This is a genomic window from Marisediminicola sp. UYEF4, assembly GCF_040546025.1.
GTDB lineage: Bacteria > Actinomycetota > Actinomycetes > Actinomycetales > Microbacteriaceae > Marisediminicola.
Window position 1 is genome coordinate 250,363 of record NZ_JBEPNA010000001.1, and the last position, 25,343, is coordinate 275,705.

The 25,343-nt window shown below is 68.5% G+C and carries 27 protein-coding genes; 23 read left to right on the forward strand and 4 right to left on the reverse strand.

Features of this window, described 5'->3' with window-relative positions; all coding sequences use genetic code 11:
* Nucleotides 1-663: 663 nt before the first annotated feature.
* Nucleotides 664-2,577 carry a BglG family transcription antiterminator gene (locus tag ABIB15_RS01225; protein WP_354474627.1) on the reverse strand — a complete coding sequence of 638 codons (1,914 nt, stop codon included), beginning with the start codon at nucleotides 2,575-2,577 and terminating at the stop codon, nucleotides 664-666.
* Nucleotides 2,578-2,787: 210 nt separating this feature from the next.
* On the opposite strand from ABIB15_RS01225, the gene ABIB15_RS01230 reads away from it, so the two are divergent.
* From ABIB15_RS01230 to rplQ, 11 genes are all read left to right on the forward strand, one after another.
* Nucleotides 2,788-3,114 carry a PTS sugar transporter subunit IIB gene (locus ABIB15_RS01230; RefSeq protein ID WP_354474628.1) on the forward strand — a complete coding sequence of 109 codons (327 nt, stop codon included), beginning with the start codon at nucleotides 2,788-2,790 and terminating at the stop codon, nucleotides 3,112-3,114.
* Nucleotides 3,107-3,373: an HPr family phosphocarrier protein gene (locus tag ABIB15_RS01235; protein WP_354474630.1), complete on the forward strand. Its 267-nt coding sequence runs from the start codon at nucleotides 3,107-3,109 to the stop codon at nucleotides 3,371-3,373. Before ABIB15_RS01230 ends, ABIB15_RS01235 begins: the two co-directional genes overlap by 8 nt.
* A gap of 46 nt (nucleotides 3,374-3,419) precedes the next feature.
* The gene (locus ABIB15_RS01240) at nucleotides 3,420-4,892 is read left to right on the forward strand and encodes a PTS mannitol transporter subunit IIBC (RefSeq protein ID WP_354474632.1); all 1,473 of its coding nucleotides are present in this window, start codon (nucleotides 3,420-3,422) and stop codon (nucleotides 4,890-4,892) included.
* Between the two features lie 45 nt (nucleotides 4,893-4,937).
* Complete coding sequence (locus ABIB15_RS01245) at nucleotides 4,938-5,375, forward strand: PTS mannitol transporter subunit IIA (protein ID WP_354474633.1); 438 nt, start codon at nucleotides 4,938-4,940, stop codon at nucleotides 5,373-5,375.
* Nucleotides 5,372-6,526, forward strand: a complete 1,155-nt coding sequence (locus ABIB15_RS01250; RefSeq protein ID WP_354474635.1) for a mannitol-1-phosphate 5-dehydrogenase — start codon at nucleotides 5,372-5,374, stop codon at nucleotides 6,524-6,526. The genes ABIB15_RS01245 and ABIB15_RS01250 overlap by 4 nt, the downstream gene beginning before the upstream one ends.
* A 205-nt stretch (nucleotides 6,527-6,731) precedes the next feature.
* Nucleotides 6,732-6,953, forward strand: coding sequence for a translation initiation factor IF-1 (gene infA / locus ABIB15_RS01255; protein WP_055811571.1), 222 nt, complete (start codon nucleotides 6,732-6,734; stop codon nucleotides 6,951-6,953).
* A gap of 82 nt (nucleotides 6,954-7,035) precedes the next feature.
* Entirely contained in the window at nucleotides 7,036-7,149 is a 114-nt protein-coding gene (gene rpmJ, locus ABIB15_RS01260) for a 50S ribosomal protein L36 (RefSeq protein ID WP_354474636.1), read from the forward strand.
* A 143-nt stretch (nucleotides 7,150-7,292) separates the two neighbouring features.
* Nucleotides 7,293-7,667 (forward strand): 30S ribosomal protein S13, encoded by a 375-nt coding sequence (gene rpsM, locus ABIB15_RS01265; protein ID WP_161885427.1) that lies wholly within the window; start codon nucleotides 7,293-7,295, stop codon nucleotides 7,665-7,667.
* A gap of 42 nt (nucleotides 7,668-7,709) precedes the next feature.
* A complete protein-coding gene (gene rpsK / locus ABIB15_RS01270; protein ID WP_161885428.1) occupies nucleotides 7,710-8,108 on the forward strand; it encodes a 30S ribosomal protein S11 in 399 nt (132 codons plus the stop codon).
* Between the two features lie 157 nt (nucleotides 8,109-8,265).
* Nucleotides 8,266-9,264, forward strand: a complete 999-nt coding sequence (locus tag ABIB15_RS01275; protein WP_161885429.1) for a DNA-directed RNA polymerase subunit alpha — start codon at nucleotides 8,266-8,268, stop codon at nucleotides 9,262-9,264.
* 50 nt (nucleotides 9,265-9,314) lie between these two features.
* Nucleotides 9,315-9,860 carry a 50S ribosomal protein L17 gene (gene rplQ, locus ABIB15_RS01280; protein ID WP_354474638.1) on the forward strand — a complete coding sequence of 182 codons (546 nt, stop codon included), beginning with the start codon at nucleotides 9,315-9,317 and terminating at the stop codon, nucleotides 9,858-9,860.
* A gap of 191 nt (nucleotides 9,861-10,051) precedes the next feature.
* Here the strand turns inward: rplQ and ABIB15_RS01285 are convergent, their stop codons facing one another.
* On the reverse strand, nucleotides 10,052-11,971 hold the full coding sequence (locus ABIB15_RS01285; protein ID WP_354474640.1) for an acyltransferase family protein: 1,920 nt from the start codon (nucleotides 11,969-11,971) through the stop codon (nucleotides 10,052-10,054).
* A gap of 66 nt (nucleotides 11,972-12,037) precedes the next feature.
* Between ABIB15_RS01285 and truA the strand changes: the two genes are divergently transcribed.
* The 4 genes from truA to glmM all read left to right on the forward strand — a co-directional run bounded on the left by truA (nucleotide 12,038) and on the right by glmM (nucleotide 15,511).
* Nucleotides 12,038-12,979, forward strand: a complete 942-nt coding sequence (gene truA, locus ABIB15_RS01290; RefSeq protein ID WP_354474641.1) for a tRNA pseudouridine(38-40) synthase TruA — start codon at nucleotides 12,038-12,040, stop codon at nucleotides 12,977-12,979.
* 156 nt (nucleotides 12,980-13,135) lie between these two features.
* Complete coding sequence (rplM, locus tag ABIB15_RS01295; protein ID WP_161885432.1) at nucleotides 13,136-13,582, forward strand: 50S ribosomal protein L13; 447 nt, start codon at nucleotides 13,136-13,138, stop codon at nucleotides 13,580-13,582.
* 36 nt (nucleotides 13,583-13,618) lie between these two features.
* Nucleotides 13,619-14,122, forward strand: a complete 504-nt coding sequence (gene rpsI / locus ABIB15_RS01300; protein ID WP_354474643.1) for a 30S ribosomal protein S9 — start codon at nucleotides 13,619-13,621, stop codon at nucleotides 14,120-14,122.
* Between the two features lie 27 nt (nucleotides 14,123-14,149).
* Nucleotides 14,150-15,511 (forward strand): phosphoglucosamine mutase, encoded by a 1,362-nt coding sequence (gene glmM, locus ABIB15_RS01305; RefSeq protein ID WP_354474645.1) that lies wholly within the window; start codon nucleotides 14,150-14,152, stop codon nucleotides 15,509-15,511.
* 349 nt (nucleotides 15,512-15,860) lie between these two features.
* Here glmM and coaA read toward each other — a convergent pair whose 3' ends face one another.
* Nucleotides 15,861-16,820: a type I pantothenate kinase gene (coaA, locus tag ABIB15_RS01310; RefSeq protein ID WP_354474646.1), complete on the reverse strand. Its 960-nt coding sequence runs from the start codon at nucleotides 16,818-16,820 to the stop codon at nucleotides 15,861-15,863.
* 58 nt (nucleotides 16,821-16,878) lie between these two features.
* Here coaA and glmS point away from each other — a divergent pair, with 58 nt between their 5' ends.
* The 8 genes from glmS to ABIB15_RS01350 all read left to right on the forward strand — a co-directional run bounded on the left by glmS (nucleotide 16,879) and on the right by ABIB15_RS01350 (nucleotide 23,559).
* A complete protein-coding gene (gene glmS / locus ABIB15_RS01315; RefSeq protein ID WP_354474647.1) occupies nucleotides 16,879-18,732 on the forward strand; it encodes a glutamine--fructose-6-phosphate transaminase (isomerizing) in 1,854 nt (617 codons plus the stop codon).
* 13 nt (nucleotides 18,733-18,745) lie between these two features.
* Nucleotides 18,746-19,120, forward strand: a complete 375-nt coding sequence (locus ABIB15_RS01320; RefSeq protein WP_354474649.1) for a holo-ACP synthase — start codon at nucleotides 18,746-18,748, stop codon at nucleotides 19,118-19,120.
* Nucleotides 19,117-20,232 carry an alanine racemase gene (alr, locus tag ABIB15_RS01325; protein WP_354474651.1) on the forward strand — a complete coding sequence of 372 codons (1,116 nt, stop codon included), beginning with the start codon at nucleotides 19,117-19,119 and terminating at the stop codon, nucleotides 20,230-20,232. Before ABIB15_RS01320 ends, alr begins: the two co-directional genes overlap by 4 nt.
* On the forward strand, nucleotides 20,229-20,717 hold the full coding sequence (tsaE, locus tag ABIB15_RS01330; protein ID WP_354474652.1) for a tRNA (adenosine(37)-N6)-threonylcarbamoyltransferase complex ATPase subunit type 1 TsaE: 489 nt from the start codon (nucleotides 20,229-20,231) through the stop codon (nucleotides 20,715-20,717). Before alr ends, tsaE begins: the two co-directional genes overlap by 4 nt.
* A 9-nt stretch (nucleotides 20,718-20,726) precedes the next feature.
* Entirely contained in the window at nucleotides 20,727-21,359 is a 633-nt protein-coding gene (gene tsaB, locus ABIB15_RS01335) for a tRNA (adenosine(37)-N6)-threonylcarbamoyltransferase complex dimerization subunit type 1 TsaB (RefSeq protein ID WP_354474654.1), read from the forward strand.
* Nucleotides 21,359-21,841, forward strand: coding sequence for a ribosomal protein S18-alanine N-acetyltransferase (gene rimI, locus ABIB15_RS01340; protein ID WP_354474655.1), 483 nt, complete (start codon nucleotides 21,359-21,361; stop codon nucleotides 21,839-21,841). The genes tsaB and rimI overlap by 1 nt, the downstream gene beginning before the upstream one ends.
* An 11-nt stretch (nucleotides 21,842-21,852) precedes the next feature.
* The gene (gene tsaD / locus ABIB15_RS01345) at nucleotides 21,853-22,914 is read left to right on the forward strand and encodes a tRNA (adenosine(37)-N6)-threonylcarbamoyltransferase complex transferase subunit TsaD (protein WP_354475118.1); all 1,062 of its coding nucleotides are present in this window, start codon (nucleotides 21,853-21,855) and stop codon (nucleotides 22,912-22,914) included.
* A gap of 102 nt (nucleotides 22,915-23,016) precedes the next feature.
* Nucleotides 23,017-23,559: a hypothetical protein gene (locus ABIB15_RS01350; protein ID WP_354474657.1), complete on the forward strand. Its 543-nt coding sequence runs from the start codon at nucleotides 23,017-23,019 to the stop codon at nucleotides 23,557-23,559.
* A 503-nt stretch (nucleotides 23,560-24,062) separates the two neighbouring features.
* Here ABIB15_RS01350 and ABIB15_RS01355 read toward each other — a convergent pair.
* Nucleotides 24,063-25,250: a class I SAM-dependent methyltransferase gene (locus ABIB15_RS01355; RefSeq protein ID WP_354474658.1), complete on the reverse strand. Its 1,188-nt coding sequence runs from the start codon at nucleotides 25,248-25,250 to the stop codon at nucleotides 24,063-24,065.
* Nucleotides 25,251-25,343: the final 93 nt, after the last annotated feature.

Genomic DNA, 25,343 nt, shown 5'->3' on the forward strand with positions numbered 1-25,343 from the left:
TCTGCGGGTTGAGCAGCGCGCTCTGGGGCGGGTGTCAAAACCTCGTTACTGCGGCGGGTTTCGCCACGGTCGCTGCGGGACCTGCGGGACCTGCGGGACCTGCGCGACCTGCTCGACCTGCGGGACCTGCGGGACCTGCGGGACCTGCGGGACCTGCGGGACCTGCGCGACCTGCGGGACCTGCGCGACCTGCTCAACGCGCGGAGGCCGCGTGGTGTGAGCGCCCGTTTGTGACAATTGCGCCCACTCGTCCGGGCGCGGATGTCACAAACGGGCACAATCGTTCCCTGCCGGTTGAGCAGCGCGCTCTGGCGCGCGTGTCGAAACCCGTGCCTGCGCCAGGATCGCGCCGAGTCGCAGTGGTGGTCGTTCGGATGCGCCGGCAAGGAACCCCTACTCCGTAGTCGGCGTTGGTAGAGTCCGGCCGGTGTCGCCAAAGTCGGAGTCATCGCGGAAATTGACGTGTTTCGGCGGATGCGGACCGGCAGATCCACCGGGGTTCCGACTTTCGCGACACAGGGGACTCGGCGGGAACCGGGGCGGCCGCCCACGGCCCCGAACCCCGCCCAAGTGCATCCGTCCCGGCACGGGTTTCGACACGGTCGCTGCACGACCCGCTCAACCGGCAGGGGCCGCGCGAGCTGCTCAACCGGCAGAGGCGGCCTACTTGTCGATTCCGCGCACGATCTCCTCGATGAACGAGGGGAAGTCGACCGCGCGGCGCACGAGCTGGTGAACATCGTCACGGTCGGCGAAGACTGAGACGAACTGGTCGAAGATCGCCTGGAAGGTGGTGCGGTCGGTCGCGCTGAACGCGGCGAGGGCGACGACGTTCACGCGGTTCTCGCCCCAGCTGATCGGGGTCTCGTTCACGGCGATGCAGATCGCGGTCCGCTTGGCTGTCATGGTCATCGCGTGCGGCACCGCGAGATTGTCGGTGAACGCGGTCGATGACATCCGCTCGCGCTCGATCGCGGCATCGAGATAGGCCTCGTCGATGATGCCGGATGCGACCATCCGGCCGCCGAGCTCGCGGATCACCGACTCCTCGTCGGTGCCGCTCACGTTGCGCACGAAGAGGGCCTCGTCGAAGAACAGAAGCAGGTCCTCCTTGAGCCGCGCGCGCCGGCGCTGTCGGCGCACCCGGCTGATCGCCCGGCGCACCGAGTCGATGTCGTTGTCGGTGAGGAACGGCTGGATCGGCACGACGTTGTCGGCAAAGGTGCCGGGCGAGATTGTCGTCAGCACGAGGTCGGTCGCGAGTGTTGACCAGTCGACGTCGGTGCGGGTGATCACGGTGTCGATCTGGATCTCGGTGCCGAGTACTGCCTCCAGCCGCTCGCGCAGCAGCAGGTGCATGTCGTAGTAGTTCGGGCAGACGATGGCGCAGGTCACGCGCTCCTCGCGTCGCGACTCCCGCTCCAGGTACGACCCGACGTGCAGCGCGATGTAGGAGATCTCGTCGTCGTTGATGACGATCGTCGCCTCGCGCTGCACCTCGCTCGCGATGAAGACCGCGAGCTCGTAGATCATCGGGTACGCCGTCTTGATCGAGCGGGTCATCGGGTTGCGCGAGTACGACTTGTCCTGCGCGCGCACGATGAGGCTGCCCACGTGCAGTGCCAGTCGCGCGATGAAGTCGTTGTCGTCGAGGTCGACGAGGTACTCCTCGCTGACACGCTCCACGATGCGGGTGACGATTTCGACATGGGGGTCGGACACGGTTCCGGCGGCGAATGGCGGAAGGTTGCCGCGGGCGCTGCGTGTGACGACCCTTGTGGTGAGCAGCAGCACGAGGTAGTCGACGTCATCCTGCCCGAGCGCGACATCGAAGTGCCGCTCGATGAGGCGGGCGAGCTCGGCGGCGATGTCCTGCGGCGCAGCGTCCGTCCCCGGCACGGCGCTGGCCAGCTGGTTCTTCTTTCTTCGGTCCACGGCGATCGCCACGTGGAGCAGAACGTTGTTGATGCCGTACTCGTTGACGAAATAGCCGTGCGAGTCGAGCATCTCGATCAGGTCGGTCTTGAAGCCGCGCAGATTCGACGACTCGAACTCCTGCTCGATGCTCTCGAGCTCGAGGAACCCCTGGGCGCCCTCGTCGCGGAACATGCGGCTGAGCAGCCGGCGCAGGTCCAGCTCGGAGCCGGAGATGCGCACGATCGCCTCCTGCCGGGAGAGCACGAGCTCGGACCCGTCGAGTTCGGCCTTGAGCTTGCGCAGGTCCGACTCGATGGTCGACTCGCTCACGTACATGCTGTCGGCGAGGGAGTAGATGTCGAGTCCGGCGGGGGCGTCGCCGAGCCGGCGCAGCAGGTGGTAGATGCGATCGCGCGGCGACTCGCTCTCCGGCGCGCGTGTGCGCTGGGCGAGGAAGGAGGAGTAGAGGTCGCGATTGAGCCGGTAGCCGCTCGTCGACGACGCGATGACCTCGAGCGGGGCGGCGGATGCCTTGACCGCAGTCACGTAGCTGCGCACGCTTCTCGTGCTCACGCCGAGGTGGTCGGAGAGCTCGGCGGCGGTCACCCAGCCGTCGCTGAGCGACAGGTAGCCCAGTAGCCTCTCGTGCCTGTCGCTCATCTGCTGCCCTCCGGGGGCTGCATCCGGAGATCTCCTTTGATCGTTGCGCCGACGTTGTCGAAAGCCCTCGTAGACAAGTCAACCACTCCCGGGGTCATCGTGCCGCATGCGGGCACCTTCCGGGGGAGCGGAAGAAAACCTGCTGGCCCCGGATGCGGCTGCCGGGCCAGTATTGGGCAACGGGATGGACCGGACGCAAGGAGGCGTGCAATGACACGAATACTCGTCGTCTGCGGGGCTGGCGCCTCGAGTTCGTTCCTCGTCTACTGGATGCGCAAAGACGCATCCGCCCGCGACCTCGCCCTGACCATCCGGGCCGGAAGCACCGACGACCTCCCCGCGTCCCTCGCCGACACCGACTTCGTGCTCGTCGGGCATCACCTCGCCGCGGCGTTCCCGTCGATCCGCGCCGCGAGCGCGACCGCCGGAGTCCCCGTCACGCTTCTGCCGTCACTGGCCTTCAACGCGACCGGCGCCGCCGTCGCGGTCGATCTCGTGCTCGAACAGGGCGCCCCAACAGAAAGCAACCATGGCTGAACAGTCTGTCATCATCGCATCCGCTCACGGCCTTCACGCCCGACCGGCGTCGCTCTTCACCCAGGCAGCCTCAAAGTCGGGCTTCGCGGTGCAGATCGCGAAGGCCGGCAAGTCGGTCAATGCCGCGAGCATCCTCGGCGTCATCTCGCTCGGCATCGAGCTGGGCGACGAGGTCACCCTCACGGCCGAGGGCGACGGGGCCGAGGAGGCCATCGCCGAACTCGTCGCGCTGCTTGCGACCGACCACGACGCCGCTTAATTCCACCCCGCAATCCACAGCACACCCTAGAAAGAGGAGCCACACCATGACGACGACGTCAACCACAAAGACCGGCGAGGTGAACGCGCAGCCGGGCTGGAGGGTAGGAATCCAGCGCTTCGGCGCCTTCCTCAGCGGGATGATCATGCCGAACATCTCGGCCTTCATCGCCTGGGGCCTCATCACCGCCTTCTTCATCCCGACAGGATGGACCCCGAACGAGTCGCTCGCCGAGCTCGTCGGCCCGATGATCATCTTCCTGCTGCCGCTGCTCATCGCGAACACTGCCGGCCGTATGGTCTACGGCACCCGCGGTGGTGTCGTGGCCTCGATCGGCACCATGGGTGTCATCGTCGGCACCGACATCCCGATGTTCATCGGCGCGATGATCGTGGGACCGCTCGCGGCCTACCTCATCAAGCAGGTCGACAAGATCTGGGCAGGGAAGATCAAGCCCGGCTTCGAGATGCTCGTCGATAACTTCGCCGCCGGCATCCTGGGTATGCTCGTCGCCCTCGGGGCGTTCTTCGGAATCGCACCGGCGGTCACGGCGCTCAGCAACGCCATCGGTTCGGCGGTGGACTTCCTCGTCACCGCCGGCCTGCTGCCACTTGCCAGCCTGCTGATCGAGCCCGGCAAGGTGCTGTTCCTCAACAACGCCATCAACCAGGGAATCCTCACGCCGCTCGGTGTGCAGGAGTCGACCGAGACCGGCAAGTCGATCCTCTTCCTCCTCGAGGCGAACCCCGGCCCCGGCCTCGGCCTCCTCGCGGCGTTCATGTTCTTCGGAACCGGAATCGCCAAGGCGAGCGCACCGGGCGCGATCATCATCCAGTTCCTGGGTGGTATTCACGAGATCTACTTCCCGTACGTGCTGATGAAGCCGATCCTCATCGCCGCCATGATCGGTGGAGGCATGACCGGCATCGCGATCAACGTCGCGTTCGGCTCGGGCCTGCGTGCTCCGGCATCACCGGGCAGCATCTTCGCGGTGCTGATCAACACGCCGACTGACAGCTACGTCGGTGTGGTGCTCTCGGTCATTGGTGCCGCGTCGGTCTCGTTCCTCATCGCCGCGATCATCCTGCGAGCCAGCCGCAAGCGCGACCTCGAACTGCTCGAGTCGGGCAACGACGGCCTCGTCGCCGGAGCCGCCAAGATGAACGACCTCAAGGGCAAGGAAAGCTCGGTCACGAGCACCCTCTTCGCCGGATCCGGAACGACACAGACGAGGATCAGCAATATCGTCTTCGCCTGCGACGCCGGAATGGGATCGAGCGCGATGGGTGCCAGTGTGCTGCGCAACAAGCTCACCAAGGCCGGAGTGGAGGGCGTGACGGTCACCAACATGTCGATCGCCAACCTCGACGGCAGCGAGGACCTGATCATCACCCACGCCGACCTCACGGACCGGGCCAAGCAGAAGAACGCCAGGGCCGCGCACATTTCGGTGGACAACTTCATGTCCAGCCCGAAGTATGACGAGGTGGTTAGCCTAGTCACAGAGCAGCAGCTCTAGCGGGCAGTCCGGGATAGCCAGACAAGCAAGCGAGTGAGGAACAAAATGAACGAGAACGTGCTCGACCAGTCACAGATAGTCTCGGCCGGATCGGCCTCCACCAAGGAGGAGGCGATCCGGGAGGCCGGCGCCATCCTCCTGGAGGCCGGGGCCGTGACGGACGAGTATCTCGCGTTCATGTTCGAGAGAGAGGCGATGACCTCGACCTATATGGGCAACTTTCTGGCTATCCCGCATGGCACGAACGAGGGCAAGGACACGATCCTCCGCTCCGCGCTCTCGTTCGTGCGCTACGCCGCCCCGATCGACTGGGACGGTAACGAGGTTCGCTTCGTCGTCGGCATCGCCGGCAAGGAGGGCGGGCACATGGAGATCCTCTCGAAGATCGCCATCATCTTCAGTGACGACGACGAGGTGCAGAAGCTTCTGGACGCCGACTCGGCCGATGCCATGCTCGAGTTGCTCGGCGACGTGAACGCATGAAGGCGGTGCACTTCGGCGCCGGCAACATCGGGCGCGGCTTTGTGGGCCTGATCCTGCACAACGCGGGCTACGAGGTCGTCTTCGCCGATGTGGATGCCGGGGTGATCGACGCCCTCGCGGCGGCGCCCAGCTACCAGGTGCACGAGGTCGGCGCGAACGCGGCGACCCGCACCGTGAACAATTACCGCGCCCTCAACAGCCGCTCGAACGAGCTGGCGGTCATCGATGAGATCGCGACGGCCGAGGTCGTCACCACCGCAGTCGGTGCGAACATCCTCCGCTTCGTCGCCCCGGTGATCGCCGCGGGGATCGAGACGCGGCCCGCCGGGATGCCGCCGCTCACCGTCATGGCGTGCGAGAACGCCCTGGGCGCCACCGACCTGCTCGAGCGCGAGGTCGGCCAGGTGCTGGGAGATCGCCCGAACGTCTGGCTGGCCGCTCGGGCGATCTTCGCCAACACCGCCGTCGACCGCATCGTGCCGCAGGTCGCGGGCGCCGGCGGCCTCGACGTCACGGTGGAGGACTTCTTCGAGTGGGCGATCGAGAGCCCGCCGTTCGGTGACAACGTTCCCTCCATTCCTGGCGCGCACTTCGTCGCCGATCTCGCCCCGTATATCGAGCGAAAGCTCTTCACCGTCAACACCGGCCACGCGACGGTCGCGTACCACGGCTTCGTGCACGGCGCGGAGTCGCTCGCGCAGGCTGTCGCCATTCCCGAGGTGCTCGCCCAGGTGCGCGCGGTGCTCGACGAGACCTCCGAGTTGCTCGTCGGCAAACACGGCTTCGACCCCGCGGAGCATGCCGACTACGTCGCTCGCACGCTCGTGCGCTTCGCCAACCCCCAGCTTCCCGACACCCCGGCACGGGTTGGCCGCCAGCCGCTGCGCAAACTCGGCCGCAACGAACGGTTCGTCTCGCCCGCCACCCAGCTCGCCGCCGCGGGCGGAACACCCGCCGCGCTCGTGCGGGCGATGGGAGCCGCACTGCGGTTCGACCTGCCCGATGACCCCGAGAGCGTGCGGATGCGGGAACTGCTCCGCGACCTCAGTGCAGCGGATTTCACTTCCACGGTCACCGGCCTCGAGCCCGGCACTGAGCCGTACGGCCCGGTCGTCGAGGTTGTCGCGGCCGAACAGGCCGCAGCGCGCTGATTCGGCCGGCACGGCGCGCCCCGGGCCGCATTGCCTGGGGGTGAGTATAAAGGCGAGTTGCCGAAACGGGCCACCATCGCCTAAGCTTGCTCTTTGGTGTCTTGGGCGCGTTCACGCGCGCTCCACGTTCGGGATTTCCCGCCGTGGCGGCCACCATAATCCAACGCACGACCAGCAAACACAATATTTTAGCGACGAAGAGGATATGGCGAAAAAAGACGGTGTCATCGAGATCGAGGGCGCAGTAGTCGAAGCTCTTCCCAACGCGATGTTTCGCGTTGAGCTGACCAACGGCCACCGTGTTCTTGCCCACATCTCGGGAAAGATGCGCCAGCACTACATCCGGATCCTTCCTGAGGACCGCGTGATCGTAGAGCTGAGCCCGTACGACCTGACCCGCGGCCGGATCGTCTACCGCTACAAGTAGCCGGCCTTCGGGTGCGGATGCTGGAAAGTAACGGCCAGCCGGGTTCCGGCGGGTACGAAGACAGCGAACACAAGGAATCACTATGAAGGTCAACCCCAGCGTCAAGCCGATTTGCGAGAAGTGCAAGGTCATCCGTCGCAACGGCAACGTCATGGTCATCTGCGAGAATCCCCGCCACAAGCAGCGCCAGGGCTAATACCCCCGGAACGCGGCTCGCAGTACGCAACTGAACACAGAAAATAGCGGTCCGGATCCCTTTCACGAGGGGGACACCAGTGGTTGGAGGCCACTGCACAGGAACCGCTACAGACCTCCATTCACACAGCAGGAGAAGCCACCATGGCACGTCTAGCAGGCGTAGACATTCCGCGCGATAAGCGCGTGGAAGTTGCACTGACCTACATTTACGGCGTTGGCCGTACGAGCGCCCTCAAAACGCTCGCCGACACCGGGATCAGCGGCGAGATCCGCGTCAAGGATCTGACCGATGACCAGCTCATCGCACTTCGTGACTACATCGAGGTCAACTTCAAGGTAGAAGGTGACCTTCGTCGTGAGGTCGCAGCCGACATCCGCCGCAAGGTCGAGATCGGGAGCTACCAGGGCATCCGTCACCGTCGTGGACTTCCGGTCCACGGACAGCGCACCAAGACCAACGCTCGTACCCGCAAGGGCCCGAAGCGCACCGTCGCCGGCAAGAAGAAGGCCCGATAGCGAGCATTGCTCGTATCGCCATACAAGTTTTAGGAGAAAACAATGGCAGCACCAAAATCGGCCGCTCGTAAGCCGCGTCGTAAAGAGAAGAAGAACGTCGCCGTGGGCCAGGCCCACATCAAGTCGACGTTCAACAACACCATCGTCACCATCACCGACCCCACCGGGGCCGTTCTGAGCTGGGCATCCTCCGGCACGGTCGGCTTCAAGGGTTCGCGCAAGTCGACCCCGTTCGCCGCGCAGCTGTCGGCGGAGTCCGCCGCCCGCCAGGCGCAGGAGCACGGTGTCAAGAAGGTCGACGTCTTCGTGAAGGGACCGGGGTCGGGTCGCGAGACCGCAATCCGTTCGCTTCAGGCCGCTGGCCTCGAGGTCGGTTCGATCAACGATGTGACGCCCCAGGCGCACAACGGTTGCCGTCCGCCGAAGCGTCGCCGCGTCTAACACTGCTCTTCCTTGGCTGCCGGGTGGCGGGAGCGCGCACGCGCCCCACTACCCGGCATGCCCCGTACTTCACCACAACTCAATACACGACTGGGCCGCCATCCAGTCGGGAGCCCCAAGTGTCAAATAGCGGACACTTCGCCGAAAGGAATCAACAGTGCTGATTGCACAGCGTCCAACTCTTACCGAAGAGAACATCACCGAGTTCCGCTCGCGGTTCATCATCGAGCCGCTCGAACCCGGTTTCGGTTACACGCTCGGCAACTCGCTTCGCCGCACCCTGCTCTCCTCGATCCCCGGCGCCGCTGTCACCAGCATCCGCCTCGACGGAGTGCTCCACGAATTCAGCACGGTTCCCGGGGTGAAGGAAGACGTCACCGAGGTCATCCTGAACATCAAGGGCCTCGTCGTCTCCAGCGAGCACGACGAGCCGATCACCGCCTACCTGCGCAAGCAGGGCGCCGGTGAGGTCACCGCTGCCGACATCTCGGCGCCGGCCGGTGTGGAAATCCACAACCCGGAGCTCGTCATCGCGACGCTCAACGACAAGGCGAAGTTCGAACTCGAGCTGACGATCGAGCGTGGCCGCGGCTACGTGTCGGCGACCCAGAACCGCAGCGAATTCAGCGAGGCCGGCCAGGTTCCGGTCGACTCGCTCTACTCGCCCGTGCTCAAGGTCACCTACCGCGTCGAGGCGACTCGTGCCGGTGAGCGTACCGACTTCGACCGCCTCGTGGTCGATGTGGAGACCAAGTCCGCGATCACCCCGCGCGACGCCATCGCATCCGCCGGCCGCACCCTCACCGAGCTGTTCGGTCTGGCGCGCGAGCTCAACACGGCCGCAGAGGGCATCGAGATCGGCCCCGCGCCGGTCGACGCCGTTCTCTCCACCGAGTTGAGCATGCCGATCGAGGACCTCGACCTCTCCGTGCGCAGCTACAACTGCCTCAAGCGCGAGGGCATCAACACCGTGAGCGAACTCGTCGCACTGTCGGAGACGCAGCTCATGAACATCCGCAACTTCGGACAGAAGTCGGTGGATGAGGTCAGGGACAAGCTGGTCGAGATGGGACTGTCTCTCAAGGACACCGTTCCCGGCTTCGATGGAGCCCACTTCTACAGCGGCTATGACGACGCCGTCGAAGAGACCAACTAGTCTCGTCGCTCGCGACGACTCACATTCAAGATTGACGGAGATAGAACACAATGCCTACACCTACTAAGGGTCCGCGCCTCGGTGGAGGGCCGGCTCACGAGCGTCTCATGCTCGCGAACCTCGCCGCCGCCCTGTTCACCCACAAGAGCATCAAGACGACCGAGACGAAGGCCAAGCGCCTTCGCCCCGTCGCCGAGCGCCTGATCACCTTCGCCAAGAAGGGCGATCTGCACAACCGTCGTCGTGCCCTCGGCATCATCGGCGACAAGAGCGTCATCCACGAGCTCTTCACCGAGATCGCGCCGCTCGTCGAGCACCGTGAGGGCGGCTACACCCGCATCACGAAGCTCGGCTTCCGCAAGGGCGACAACGCCTCGATGGTGCAGATCGAGCTCGTTCTCGAGCCCGTCAACGCCAAGCCGAAGGCCAAGGCCGACAAGCCGGCCAAGGCCGTCGTCGTCGAGGAGCCCGTCGAGGAGGAGCCCTCCGAGGAGGCCGCCGCGTCTGACGAGACCGCGACCGACGAGGCTCCCGCCGACGAGACCGCAACGGACGGGGCTCCGGCCGAGACCGCGTCGGACCCCGACGCCAAGTAGAATCCGCTGCACGCTCACACGAGCACCGAAAGCCCCGCGCCTCCCTGGGAGGCGCGGGGCTTTCGCGTTGTGTCGTGGCGTCTGCCGTGGGGCGGCTCACGCGGGCGTTGTTCAGTCGCGCTGGTGCGATTTCACACACGCGGCTGAACAGCGTGCGCGTGAGCGCGCGGGGGAACCGTGCGGGGCACCCGCTACTCGGGCTGTGGCGCCAGCCCGTAGTCGTTCGGCCGCAGCAGCGGCGGGATCTCGGCGAGCCGCTGCAGCGCATCCCGCACGACGGCAGCGTAGATCTCGCCGCCCTCGGAACCGGGATGGATCTGGTCCCGTGCCAGCAGCGGCAGCTGCCCGGCGATCGCATCGCGCCAGTTGGCGAGCTCCACGTCGCGGTGCTGCCGCGCGAAGCTGGTCAGTGCCGCGTTGACGCCGTCGGTCCAGCCGCGCGGGGCGTAGACGTTCACCACCACAATCTGGTGGGCCGGCCCGACTAGCGTGCGCAGCTCGTCGAGCGTCGCGCGGTCGATCGGGCCGTTGGTGCCGAGCCCGACGAGTATGACCGGACGCAGAGTGCCCGCATCCATCAGCGTCGTCAGCAGGGCCGGCGCCTGGGCGAGCTGGCGCGAGACGACCGCATCGATCTGGATGCCGGGGAACGCGGCCTGCAGCTCGGGAGCGGAGGCGAGCATGACGGAGTCGCCGATCGCGGTGATCTGGTCCCCGCCCGGCAGCGGCGCGGGAGTCGTCTGGTCCCGCGGTGTCGAGGCATCCGGAGCACCCGGCCGGCCCGGAGCACCCGGCCGCTCGATTGAATCCAGCCCCTGCTCGATTCTGGCCTGCGCGTCGCTGGTGACCGGGTTCGCGGCGACGGCGGCGACGGTGCCGACCAGTCCCGCGCCGACAAGGGCGAGCGCGCCGGTCGTGGCGACGATGCGTCGGCGGGATGCGCTGGTGGATGCGCCGGTCGAGCCGCGCAGCGGGCCGACCACCGCCGCCAGGCTCGCCCGGAACCCGTGGCGCCGCACCGGCTGCTCCACGAACCGGTGGGAGAACCAGGCGGCGGCGACCGTGATCGCGAGGGCGATCCCTCCGAGCGCCCAGCCGCTCGCGCCCGAACGCGGCCAGGTCGGCAGCGCGCTCAGCACGAGGATGAACACGGGCCAGTGCCAGAGGTAGAGGCCGTATGACCGCTCGCCAACCCAGCGCAGTGGGGCGGCATCCAGCATCCGACCGACGGGGGAGTAGGGCACGATCGCCGCGGCGATCGTGAGCGCGGCAAGGACCGAGACCAGCGCGAGGCCGCCGCGGTAGCCGAACGGCGCATCCTCCGACAGGAAGACCATTGCCGCCGCAATTCCGGCGAGACCGATGGCCGCGACGGCAGGGGCGAAGCGCGGGGCAGTCCGCGACCAGCCCGACCGCTGCGGCACCCACTCGTGCGCCGCGAGGGCCACGAGGGCGCCCATGGTGAGCCCGAAGCTGTGGGTGTCGGTTCCGAAGTAGACCCGGGTGGCGTCGCCCCCGGGAACGTAGAGCACCGCCATGGCCGTGACGGATGCCGCGGCCAGCAGCCCCACCGCGGCCAGCCGCCACACCCGGCCGGGCAGCAGCGCGAGGGCCAGCACGGCGAGCGGCCAGACCACGTAGAACTGTTCCTCGACGGCGAGCGACCAGAGGTTGCGGAACAGCTCGGGGGAGGTGGTGTCAAAATAGCTGCGGTCGCCCGTGATGTCGAGCCAGTTGCTGCTGAAGGTCAGCGCCCCGAGCACCTGGCGGGAGAGGTCGACCAGCACGTCGCCGCCGATGAGCCAGGCCGCGGAGCAGGTCGCCAGCAGCAGCAGGCCGAGCGCGGGCAGCAGCCGCCTCGCCCGGCGCCGCCAGAACGTCACGAGGCTGATGCGACCCGTCTCGCCGCGCTCGCGCAGCAGCAGCGAGGTGATCAAGAACCCGCTGATCACGAAGAACAGGTCGACGCCGAGAAAGCCGCCGCGCAGCACCCCGGGCGTCAGGTGGTAGACGAGAACAGCGCCGACCGCGATCGCACGCAGCCCGTCGAGACCGGCGAACCGGGCCGCCCGATTCGATGTCGGCAGGGGGGCGGTTGCGAGCACGGACATCCGCTCACCCCTTCCCCCTGGTCCCTGCGGGATCACCCCTCAGGCGCCAATAGACTCGTTCGCGTGATGAATCCGGAGCACGCAGGCGAGCCGCGGTCGGAACCGCCGACCACCCGCATCCGCCTCGACATCGCGTATGACGGTGGCAACTTTACCGGCTGGGCGACGCAGCCGACTGTGCGAACCGTGCAGGGCGCGATCGAAGACGCCCTCGCAGTGATCCTGCGCCGGCACGCTCCCGTGGCGTCGCTCGTGGTCGCGGGACGAACGGATGCCGGAGTGCACGCGACCGGCCAGGTGGCCCACCTCGACCTCACCCCCGCCCAGCTGCGCAGCCTCGACCGGCCCCGGCGCGGCAAGCTCGCCGGGCGGGTCTACGACGGGCCGGCGTCGCTCGGCCGGCGCATCAACGGCATCGCCGGGCTCGACGGCGACGTGTATGTGGCGCGGAGCGCGCTGGCGCTGCCCGGCTTCGACGCACGGTTCTCGGCCCTCTGGCGACGGTACGAATACCGCATCGCCGACACCGCGGCTCCGCGAAATCCGCTCGACCGGCACCGCACCCTCTGGTACCCGGCCGCCCTCGACGTCGGGCTCATGAACCAGGCGGCGGCCTCGCTGCTCGGCCTGCACGACTGGGCGGCCTACTGCAAACCGCGCGAGGGGGCGACGACCGTGCGCGACCTCGAGGAGTTCTGGTGGGACCGGGACACCGACGGCGTGCTCGTTGCGCGAGTGCAGGCGGATGCCTTCTGTCACAGCATGGTGCGCTCGCTCGTCGGCGCCTGCGTCGCGGCAGGGCAGGGCAACCTCCCGGTCGAGCGGCTCGCCGGCATCCGGGACGAGCTGGCCCGCGGGAGCGAGTTCAAGGTGATGCCGGCCAAGGGCCTCGTGCTCGTCGAGGTCGGCTACCCCGAAACGGCGGATGGTCTCCAGGTGCGCGCCGAGTTGACGCGCAACCGACGCCCGAAGCTCGACGTCGGGCGCTCGGCGCCGGGGCGAGTTTGACCGGGTGAGCCGAAGGGGACTAACCTTGACCCTTGGTGCCTGCGCTCATCTAGCGCGACATCCGAAGTTGAGCCCTCCACCGGCAAGGTTCCCATCGGGAACGTTCCACGGAGTGGGATTCACGAACACCTCATTTCGACAGAAAGCAGCACTACTGTGACGCGCACCTATTCCCCGAAGCCCGATGACATCCAGCGCGACTGGCTCATCATCGACGCGACCGACATCGTCCTCGGCCGCCTCGCGACCCACGCGGCTTCGCTGCTGCGCGGCAAGCACAAGGCGATCTTCTCCAACCACATGGACACCGGCGACTTCGTCATCATCATCAATGCCGAGAAGATCGCCCTCACGGGTTCGAAGCTCGCGCAGAAGAAGGCCTACCGCCACTCGGGTTACCCGGGCGGACTCACGGCGACCACCTACGCGGAGATGCTCGAGAAGCACCCGACCCGTGCAGTGGAGAAGGCCGTTCGCGGAATGCTCCCGAAGAACTCGATCGGACGCGCCCAGCTGACCAAGCTCAAGGTGTACGCAGGCCCGGAGCACCCCCACTCGGCACAGCAGCCGACGACCTTCACCCTCACCCAGGTCGCGCAGTAGCGCCGCCAGTAATAAAGCAAAAGGATTCCTTTACTCATGGCGAAGATTTCAGACTCCCTCGACAGCGCCGCTCTCGGCGAGGTCGCACAGGACAACTACTCGACCGAAAGCGCTGCTGACACGGCTCCCAAGGCGCCCCGCGCGGTGCTGAACGTTCCCGGAGCGGCCGTCGGCCGCCGCAAGCAGGCCATCGCCCGCGTGCGCATCACTCCCGGCTCCGGCACCTTCACGGTGAACGGCCGCGAGCTCGCGGACTACTTCCCGAACAAGCTGCACCAGCAGCTGATCAACGACCCGTTCAAGGTGCTCGACCTCGTCGGCAGCTACGACGTCATCGCGCGCATCACCGGTGGTGGCCCCTCCGGCCAGGCCGGCGCGCTGCGCCTCGGCATCGCCCGCTCGCTCAACCTGATCGACGAGGAGAACAACCGCGCGATCCTGAAGAAGGCCGGCTTCCTCAGCCGTGACGCTCGCGTCAAGGAGCGCAAGAAGGCCGGACTCAAGAAGGCGCGTAAGGCTCCTCAGTTCTCGAAGCGCTAATCGCGTTTCGGGCAACGGCCGCCTCTCATGCCACGTCTGTTTGGTACCGACGGCGTTCGGGGACTCGCGAATTCTGACCTCACGGTCGAACTCGCGCTGAGCCTCGCGCAGGCGGCGGCGGTCGTTCTCGGCGAAGGAAGCATCGCGGACGGGCGGCGCGCCTCAGGGCGCCGCCCCGTCGCGGTGGTCGCGCGGGATCCACGGATCTCGGGTGAATTCATCATCGCGGCGGTGGCCGCGGGGCTCGCGTCGTCCGGCGTGGACGTGTTGGATGCCGGAGTGCTGCCCACTCCCGCTGCGGCGTTCCTCATCGGTGACATCGGCGCGGATTTCGGCGTCATGATCTCCGCGTCGCACAACGCGGCTCCCGACAACGGGATCAAGTTCTTCGCGCAGGGCGGCACGAAGCTGCCCGACGTCGTCGAGGACCGCATCGAGGCGGCGCTCGGCGCACCCAAGCTCGCGCCGACCGGTGTGCAGGTCGGACGCATCCAGCGGTTCGCGGATGCCGAGGACCGCTACGTTCTGCACCTCCTCGGTGCACTGCCGCACCGCCTGGACGGGCTGCACGTCGTTCTCGACTGCGCCCACGGCGCCGCCGCCGGCGTCTCGCCCGAGGTGTTCACGGATGCCGGTGCGAAGGTCACAGTCATCGGAGCGGACCCCGACGGCCTCAATATCAACGATGGTGTCGGCTCGACTCACCTCGAAGGCGTCGCCGCGGCGGTGCTCGAGCACGGCGCACACCTCGGGATCGCCCACGACGGCGACGCCGACCGCTGCCTCGCCGTAGATGCGACCGGCAAGGTCGTCGACGGCGACCAGATCATGGCGATCATCGCGCTGTCGATGAAGGAGCGCGGCCTGTTGCGCGAGGACACCCTCGTCGCGACAGTCATGAGCAACCTGGGACTCAAGGTCGCGATGGCGGAGCACGGCATCACGATGGTCGAGACGAAGGTCGGCGACCGCTACGTGCTCGAGGCGCTCAACGAGCGTGGGCTCAGCCTCGGCGGGGAGCAGTCCGGCCACGTCATCATGAGCGACTTCGCCACGACCGGCGACGGCATTCTCACCGGAATGCACATCATGGCCGAGATGGCCCGCACCGGGAAGTCGCTCGCCGAGCTCGCCTCGGTGATGACGGTCTATCCGCAGATCATGATCAACGTGACGGGTGTCGACCGGCGTGCCCTCCCCGCGAACGAGGTCGTCGCGGCGGCGGTCATGGCGGCGGAGGCCGAGCTCGGGACGAACGGGCGCGTGCTGCTGCGCGCATCCGGCACCGAACCCCTTGTGCGGGTCATGGTCGAGGCAAACGAGCAGTCCACCGCCGACCGCATCGCCCACGAGCTCGCCGACATCGTGCGGGACCAGCTCGCTCTGTAGCCGCTGACGCCGCTGACGCGCAGTGACGCGGGTATTCCGCCGAGCGTGCCTGTCGCGGCCGAGTGTGCCCGCAGGAACGGGCACTTTCGGAGCGAGTGAGCACTCTCGGCGAGTGCGGGTAGAGCCGAGCGAGGGTGGGGCGGGTAGTGCCGAGTGCGGGTGGCGCGGGTAGTGCCGCCGCGCAGGGGTGGTGCGGGTACAGCCGCGGTTGGGTGGCTGAGTGCGCCATCGGTGCCCGCCGCGCTAACAGTCACGCGGGTATTCCGCCGAGCGTGCCTGTCGCGGCCGAGTGTGCCCGCAGGAACGGGCACTTTCGGAGCGAGTGAGCACTTTCGGCGAGTGAGGGCGGCTAGATCTTACGCACCAGCACGTGGTCAACGGCGTGCTGCGCGTTCTTGCGCAGCACAAGCGTCGCCCGGGAGCGGGTGGGCAGGATGTTCTCGGCCAGGTTGGGACCGTTGATCCGGTCCCAGATGTCCCGAGCCGTCGCCCGCGCCTCGTCCGGCGACAGCGTCGCGTAACGGTGGAAGTACGACTTGGGGTTCGCGAATGCGCCCTGCTGAAGCTTCAGGAAACGCTCCTCATACCAGCGGGCGATGTCGTTGCTGCGCGCGTCGACGTAGACCGAGAAGTCGAACAGGTCGCTCACCGCAAGGCGGTGCGTCCTCGTCGCGGGCTGCAGCACGTTCAGGCCCTCGACGATGAGGATGTCGGGGCGGCGCACGACGATCTCGGCATTGCTCACGATGTCATAGCTCAGGTGCGAGTAGAACGGTGCCCGCACCTCTTCCGCGCCACTCTTGATCTTGCTGACGAATCGCAGCAGCGCGCGGCGGTCGTACGACTCGGGGAAGCCCTTGCGGCCCATGAGGCCAAGCCGTTCGAGTTCGGCGTTAGGGCGGAGGAAGCCGTCGGTGGTGATGAGCTCGACCCGGGGGGTGTCGTCCCAGCGGGCAAGGAGCTCCCGCAGCAGCCTCGCGATCGTCGACTTGCCGACCGCGACGGAGCCGCCCACTCCGATCACGAACGGGGTGCTCTCGGCGCGCTTGCCGAGGAAGTCGCTTGTGGCCCGGTGGAGCTGCTTTGCGCTCGCTGCGTACAGATTGATGAGCCGGCTGAGCGGCAGGTACACCTCACTCACCTCGCGCAGGTCGAGCACATCGCCGAGTCCGCGCAGCTCGACGATCTCGTTCGGGGTGAGGGGGAGCGGCGTGGCCGGCGCGAGTTCCGCCCAGCTCGCTCGATCGATTTCGATGAAGGGGGAGCCGTTGCCGTTGCTCGGCGCGTGCCCGGATCCGTGCTCAGCCATAGGCCCCAAGACTAGCCCGAGCGCGTAGTGCCGGGTTTGCTCCCGTAACATCGACTCCATGTGTGGAATCGTGGGATATGTCGGAAGCGCCAAGTCGGTGGAGGTCCTGCTCGGGGGCCTGCGTCGCCTCGAGTACCGCGGATACGACTCCGCCGGAATCGCGGTCATTGATCCGGATGGCGCCCTGCACACGCGAAAGCGGGCGGGCAAGCTCAAGATGCTTATCGACGATCTGGACGGCCGGGCGCTGGCGAACGGCTCAACGGGCATCGGCCACACCCGCTGGGCAACGCACGGCGGTCCGACCGACCAGAACGCGCATCCGCACCTCGGCGACGACGGCAGGCTCGCCCTCATCCACAACGGCATCATCGAGAACTTCGCCGAGCTCAAGCGCGAGCTCATCGAGCAGCACCCGGAGACCGTCTTCACGAGCGAGACCGACTCCGAGGTCGCCGCGTTCCTCGTCGGCTTCGAATACCAGAAGACCCACGACCTCGCACTTTCCCTGCGCAACGTCGTCGCGCGGCTGCATGGCGCGTTCACCCTGCTCGTGCTGCATGCCGACGAGCCTGGTGTTGTCGTCGGCGCGCGCCGCAACTCGCCGCTCGTGATCGGGCTCGGCGACGGCGAGAACTTCCTCGGATCGGATGTCGCGGCGTTCGTGGAGCACACCCACCGCGCCGTCGAGATCGGACAGGACCAGATCGTCAGCATCCGAGCCGAGTCCGTCACGATCACCGACTTCGACGGCAACCCGGTGGACTCCCACGAGTTCGAGATCGCCTGGGACGCCTCCGCGTCGGAAAAGGGCGGCTGGTCGAGCTTCATGGCGAAGGAGATCAGCGAGGAGCCGGAGGCGATCGCCAAGACACTGCTCGGCCGCATCACCGACGGGGCCGTGCACGTCGCGGAGCTCGAGCCGTTGCGCGACTCCCTCGCGGAGATCAACCGCATCGTGATCCTCGGCTGCGGCACCGCCGCCTACTCCGGCATGCTCGCGAAGTACGCGATCGAGAAGTGGGCGAAGATCCCCGTCGATGTGGAGCTCTCGCACGAGTTCCGCTATCGCGACCCGATTCTCGACGGGAAGACCCTCGTCATCTCGGTGAGCCAGTCCGGCGAGACCATGGACACCCTCATGGCGGTCAAGTACGCCGTCGACGCCGGGGCCCGCACCCTGTCGATCTGCAACACCCAGGGTGCGACGATCCCGCGCGAGTCGGATGCCGTCATGTACACGCACGCCGGCCCCGAGGTCGCGGTCGCCTCGACAAAGGCCTTCGTGGCGCAGATCGCTGCGTTCTACCTGTTCGCCCTGCACCTCGCCGCCGTGCGCAACACCCTCACCACGGGCGAGATCGCGGGGCTCCTCGAGGAGCTGCAGGCCGTTCCCGAACAGCTCGCGGAAGTGCTCCTGCAGCACGACAAGATCAAGGAGCTCGCCGGCTGGATGGTCGACACGAGCGCGGTGCTGTTCCTCGGCCGCCACGCCGGATTCCCGGTCGCGCTCGAGGGCGCCCTCAAGCTCAAGGAGCTCGCCTACATTCACGCCGAGGGCTTCGCCGCCGGCGAGCTCAAGCACGGCCCGATCGCGCTCATCGAACCCGGCCAGCCCGTGTTCGTCGTCGTGCCGAGCCCGCGCGGCGAGAACTCGTTGCACCCCAAGGTGGTCTCCAACATCCAGGAGATCCGGGCACGGGGCGCGCGCATCCTCGCGATCGCCGAGCAGGGCGACGCCGCCGTGCTGCCCTACGCCGACGTCGTCATCCCGATCCCGCTCGCCTCGACGCTGTTCGAGCCGCTGCTCGCCGTCGCGCCCCTGCAGATCTTCGCGATGGAGCTCGCCGCCGCCAAGGGGCTCGACGTCGACCAGCCGCGCAACCTCGCGAAGTCCGTCACGGTCGAGTGATGCGGATGGCTCCGTGATCGTGGGAATCGGGGTGGACGTGGTCGAGCTCGCGCGGTTCGAGCGTGCCGCCTCCCGCACCCCCGGCCTCGTGCCGCGCCTGTTTGCCGAGAGTGAGCGATCCACCCCGGAGCGGATGCTGTCGCTGCGCTCGCTCGCCGGCCGGTTCGCCGCGAAGGAGGCACTGATCAAGGCCATCGGTGACTCGGCAGGCGTGCGCTGGCACGACATGCGGGTCGTCGCCGACGAGCTCGGCAACCCCTCGTTCGAACTGCACGGAGCTGTCGCGGCGATCGCGGCCGAGCGCGGCATCTCCAGCATCCACCTCACGCTGACCCATGACGCGGGCATCGCGCTCGCCTGGGTCATCGCGGAGGGGCACGACTCGTGAGTGCCCGGCCGCTGCGCGAGGCGCGCGTCGACCTGTCCGCCATCTCGGCGAACGTGGAGCTGCTGCGTGGCCGGATCGGCGCCGAGCACACGATGGCCGTCGTCAAGGCGGGCGGCTACGGCCACGGCGCCGTGCCGAGCGCGCGGGCCGCGATCGAGGGCGGAGCGAACTGGCTCGGCGTCGTCGAGATCGCCGAGGCCCTCGCCCTGCGCGCCGCAGGCATCGATGCCCCGATCCTCACCTGGCTGCACGCTCCGGACGCCGACTTCGCGCCGGCGATCGATGCGGGCATCGACATCGGCATCGGCTCACTGGCGCAGCTCGACAAGGCTGCGGCGACGGCATCCCGGGCAGCACCGGCGCTCGTGCACATCAAGGTCGACACGGGCCTCGGCCGCGGCGGAGTGCCGCTCGCGGAGTGCGAGGCGCTGTTCGCGGTGGCCGCGGCGCATGAGCGCGGCGGTGCGCTGCGCGTCCGCGGCCTGTTCAGCCACCTCGCAAACGCCGGGGACACCGACGACCTCGCACAACTTGAGGCCTTCGAGCACGCCTCGGCGCTCGCCGGCGCGGCGGGGCTCACGCCGCAACTGCGGCACCTCGCCTCCACCGCCGCTGCCCTGCGGATGCCGTCGGCCCGCTTCGACCTCGTGCGGCTCGGCATCGGAATCTACGGGCTGACCCCCTACGACGACGGGCGCTCGGTCGAGCTGGGCCTGCGTCCCGCCCTCGAGCTGAGCGCGGGGATCGTGTCGGTCAAGCGGGTGCCGGCCGGCACCGGCGTCTCGTACGGCCACCGCTATCGCACGGCACGGGAGACAACCCTCGCGCTTGTGCCGCTCGGCTACGCGGAGGGAATCCCGCGGCAGGCATCCGGCATCGGCCCCGTCTCGATCAACAGGACGACCTACCGCATCGCGGGCACGGTCGCGATGGACCAGTTCGTCGTCGACGTCGGCGACGCGGCCGTCGCGGTCGGCGACCGTGCAGTGCTCTTCGGCGACCCGCGCACGGGAGTTCCGTCGGCCGACGACTGGGCAGACGCGGCCGGCACCATCAACTACGAGATCGTCACCCGGCTCGGCGGCCGGATCGAACGGCGCTACACCTCATGATCCGGCTCGAGATCCAGACGCCGGAGGAGATGGCCGGACTCGGGCGCCGCATCGCCCGCCAGCTGCGGGCGGGGGACATCGTTGCCCTGAACGGCGAGCTCGGGGCGGGAAAGACGACCCTGACTCGCGGGCTCGGCGACGAGCTCGGGGTGCGCGGCGCGGTGACGAGCCCGACTTTCGTGCTCGCCCGAACGCATCCGCGCACCGACGGCGGCGCCCCGCTCGTGCATGTCGATGCCTACCGGCTCGACGGCGCGGCCGAACTCGATGACCTCGACATCGACTTCGACGGCTCGATCGTCGTCGTCGAATGGGCGGCGGGGATGCTCGACGGGATCAGCGACTCGCTGCTCGAGGTCTCGATCGCGCGGCCGACGGGCGCGGGCGGTGCTTCCGTGCAGGCGGAGGACCTCGGTGGGCCCGAGCCGCGTCAGGTCAGCATCCGGCCGCTCGGGCCGCGCTGGGAGCGGCATCCGTTCGCTTAAACTGGCGGCATGCTCCTTGCGATCGACACCTCAGCCGGAACGTCCGTCGCGGTCGTCGACCGCACGCGCGGTGTGCTGTCGGAACGCTCCTCGGCCGATACGAGGGGGCACGCCGAGATCATTGGCACCTTCATCGCCGAGTGCGTCGCCGAGTGCGGGGTGCCGATCGCGGCGCTGTCCGGAATCGTCGCCGGCATGGGCCCCGGGCCGTTCACGGGGCTGCGGGTGGGCATCGCGGCGGCGCAGGCCTTCGCCCTCGGGGCGGATGCTCCGCTCGTGCGCGTCGTGAGCCACGACGCGATCGCCTTCGCCCACTACGCGGCCGGGGCGACCGGGCCGGTGCTCGTCGTGACGGATGCCCGGCGGCGCGAGGTCTACTGGTCCGCCTACCGCGGCGTGGACGACGCCGGGATCCCGGACAGGGCGCAACCGGCGGGACTCGTCCGGCCGGACGACCTCGCGGCCGCCGTCGCCGGTTACGGCTCCTACGAGCGGCTCGACGCCGCCGAGGTGTCGGCGGCAGCCCTCGGCCTGCTCGCCGAGGCGATGTTCGCCGCTGGCCGCTCGTTCGCAGGCGCCGCACCGCTGTACCTCCGCGCCCCCGACGCGGTCGTGTCGGCCGGCCCCAAGCGGGTCAGCTGATGGTGTGGCAGCTGCGGCGGGCCGGCGCTGGCGACCTCGACCGGATCATGCTCATCGAGAACAGCAGCTTCCTCAGCGACGCCTGGTCGCGCGACGGGATGCGCTCGGAGCTCGCGAACCGCCAGTGCTACTACCTCGTCGCATTTCGACCGGAGACGCCCGAGGCAATCGCGGGCTACGCCGGCCTGTTCGCTCCCCGCGGCGCCCGGGAGGCGGATGTGCAGACGATCGCGGTTGGCGAGGCATCGCGCCGGGAGGGCCTCGGCCGCCTCCTCGTGCAGTCGCTGGTCGCCGAGGCGCGCAGCCGCGGAGTGCAGGAGGTCTTCCTGGAGGTGCGCGCCGACAACCCGGGCGCGCAGACGCTCTACGCCTCGCTCGGCTTCGAGAAAATCGCCGTCCGGGTCGCCTACTACCAGCCGGACGGAATGGATGCGATCGTGATGCGCCTCAGACTCGAGAGCCCGAGAACGGTGCTCGCGTGAGCGCCGCCGAGATGCCAAAGCCTGCCGCCGAGCCCCTCGTGCTCGGCATCGAGACGAGCTGCGACGAGACCGGGGTCGGCATCGTGCGTGGCAGCACCCTGCTCGCTAACGTCATCGCCTCCTCCATGGAGGAGCACGCCCGGTTTGGCGGGGTCGTGCCCGAGATCGCCGCGCGGGCGCACCTCGAGGCGCTCAGCCCCGCGATCACCGCCGCACTGGCCGAGGCGGGCGTGGGCCTCGACGAGATCGACGCCGTCGCCGTGACGAGCGGTCCGGGGCTCGCCGGCGCACTCATGGTCGGGGTCGGCGCGGCGAAGGCGCTCGCCGTGGCGCTCGACCGCCCGCTCTACGCCGTCAACCACCTGGTCGGTCACGTCGGCGCCGACGTGCTCCGCGAGGATGGAACAGCGATCGAACTACCCACCGTGGCGCTGCTGGTCTCCGGCGGCCACACCTCGCTGCTGCTCGTGCGTGACCTCGTCTCCGACGTCGAGCTGCTCGGCGAGACGATCGACGACGCGGCGGGGGAGGCCTTCGACAAGGTCGCGAGGCTTCTCGGCCTGCCCTACCCCGGCGGGCCGCAGATCGACCGGGCCGCCGTCGGCGGCGACCCGCGCAGCATTCGGTTCCCCCGCGGGCTCAGCCAGGCGAAGGATCTCGAGCGGCATCGCTACGACTTCTCGTTCTCCGGGCTCAAGACCTCCGTCGCTCGCTGGGTAGAGCAGAAGCGCGATGCGGGGGAGACCGTGCCCATTGCGGATGTCGCCGCCTCCTTCCGGGAGTCGGTGGCCGACGTGCTCGTGGCGAAGGCGGTCGCCGCGTGCCTCGATCTCGGGGTGCCGAGGCTCCTGCTCGGCGGCGGCGTCGTGGCGAACGCGCGCGTGCGCGAGCTCGCGGCGGAACGCTGCGACGAGGCCGGCATCGAGCTGCGCATCCCGCCACTGGCCTTGTGCACCGACAACGGGGCGATGATCGCCGCGCTCGGGGCGCAGCTCATCATGGCGGGGCACGCGCCGTCCGGCCTCGGCTTCTCGGCAGACTCAACGCTTCCGGTCACCTCGATCCAGGCCTGAGTGGCGTCGCGCCCGAGGCGTTGCAAGCGTTTGACAGTCGCACGGACCTAGGGAATGCTGTGAGAACCTTTGAGTTTTTATTGCCGTTGTAAGGAGCCTCACATGTCTGATCCCCGCGACGACGGTCCTGTCGATCCGAATCGACCCCCCGAGTCCACCACTCCACCGCCGGTTCCCCCCGCGCCCGAGGGCGGCGGGTATGCGCAGCCCAGCTCGGTGCCCTACGGCTCCGAGCCGGCGCAGCCGGGTGGGTATGCGCAGCCCAGCGGTTATGGGCAGCCCAGCGGCTACGGGCAGCCCAGCGGCTCTGGGCAGCCCAGCGGCTCTGGGCAGCCCAGCTACGGCTCGCCGGCCCCGACGAAGACACTCAGCCTCATCGGAATGATCGCCGGAATCGTCGGACTACTCGGCTCCGGGATCGCGATTCTGCCGATTATCGGCTCGATCCTCGGGCTGTTCATCCCCGCAGCCGCCATCGTGCTCGGCTTCCTCGGCAAGAACCGCGAGGGAGCCCCGGCTCGTCCGTTCTGGCTCACCGCGCTCATCACCGGTTTCATCGGCGTCGGAATCGCGCTTGTCGCGCTCGTGTTCTGGATCATCGTCTTCAGCGTGGGCAGCTCCGACGGCTTCAACTACGACTACTAATCCGCGCTCAGCGGGGTCGGCTACCGCGCGCTACGCTCGCTCGACGAGCAGCGCGCGGTGCCGCCCCGGGTCGGCCGCTGGTGGCGAGTGTGCCTCCTTGCGCCGAGGGCGACTGTTGCCGCCGAGTGTGACTTGTCCTACGGGCACACTCGACGCGAACAGGCACGCTCGTTGGCGGCGCGTGACGGCGCGGCGCGTGCGTGACGTGACGGCGCGGGGCGGCGCGGGGCGGCGCGGCGCAGCCCGCGCGCGCTACGCCCGCTCGACCAGCAGTGCGCGGTGCCGCCCCGGCCCGGCCGCTGGCGGCGAGTGTGCCTCCTTGCGGCGAGTGTGCCTCCTTGCGCCGAGGGCGACTGATGCCGCCGAGTGTGACTTGTCCTACAGGCACACTCGACGCGAACAGGCACGCTCGTTGGCGGCGCGGGGCGGCGCGGCGCGTGACGGCGCGGCGCGTGACGGCGCGGCGCGTGCGTGACGTGACGGCGCGGCGCAGCCCGCGCGCGCTACGCCCGCTCGACCAGCAGTGCGCAGTGCCGCCCCGCGACGCGCGTGACGATGAGTGTGCCGCTTGACCTGCCCTTGAGGGCGAGCTTCTTGCGCAGCTGCGCGGGATCGACGTCGACGCCGCGCTTCTTGATCTCCAAGGATCCGATGCCGCGTGCGGCGAGCTCCCGCTTGAGGGTGCGCTCGTCAAAGGGCAGCACCTCGATGACTGTGAAGGCGCGTGCGAACGGGGTCGCAACGAGCTCGTCTGCGGTCAGGTAGGCGATGCCGGTGCTCAGCATGCGCGCGCCGATCTGCCGGGCGAGGTCGCCGATCAGCCGGGCCCGGATGACGGCGCCGTCGGGCTCGTAGACGTACTGGCCGATGCCGCCCGTCGGGACATCCTCGCTGTCGGCGGCGGCGGTGAGTTCCGCGGTGCCGTGGTCGCCGATGACGAGCGCGGCACGCCCGATGCCGGGCCGGGCGGCCCCGCCGAACCACACCCCGAGCTCGACCACCTCCCGGTCGACGGAGATCCACTGGGCCTCGGCGCCGGCCGGAATGAGGTCACGGTCGACACCCGGGCCGAGTTTGATGCCCGTCGGCATCCGCTCGCCGAGGCCGAACGCGAAATCGAGAGGCGGCGAGAAATCGGCAGGGTCGCGCAGCCGCGACGTGTTCTGGTGGCCGGCGGTGCGGCGGGCGGGGTCGAGGAACACCGCGTCGACGTCGTCGAGCGGCACGGCGACAGCATCCGCGTGCACCACGGTCACGTTGTCCCACGGGGCGAGGTTGTAGGCGGCGATCGCCGCGGTCACCTCGTCGCGCTCGACCGCCGTCACCCGCAGGTCGAGCGCGGCCAGGGCGAGGGCATCCGCGCCGATCCCGCAGCCCAGGTCGGCGACCGAGGAGACGCCCGCGTCGCGGAAACGCCCGGCATGAAGTGCCGCGACGCTCAGGCGGGTGGCCTGCTCAAGTCCGGCCTCGGTGAACAGCATCCGCTCGGCGAACGCCCCGAACTTGGCGCCGGCCTTCGCCCGCAGCTTCGACTGGTTCAGCACCGCCGCGACCATGCCGGGGGAGTGCCCCGCCGCACGAAGTTCGCTCACCGCGCGCACGACGTCGGCCTTGGCGTCGTAGGGGGCGAGCGAGTCGAGCAGCCGAAGCCCGTCGGCGGACAGCACTTCGAGCAGCTCGGAGGTCTCCATCGCCCCATTCTTCCACTCCGGTCGACCCTCTCACTGGCACTCCGATTGCGGGAGTGCTAACGAAACCCGTAAGCTACTTCTGGCACTCTCACC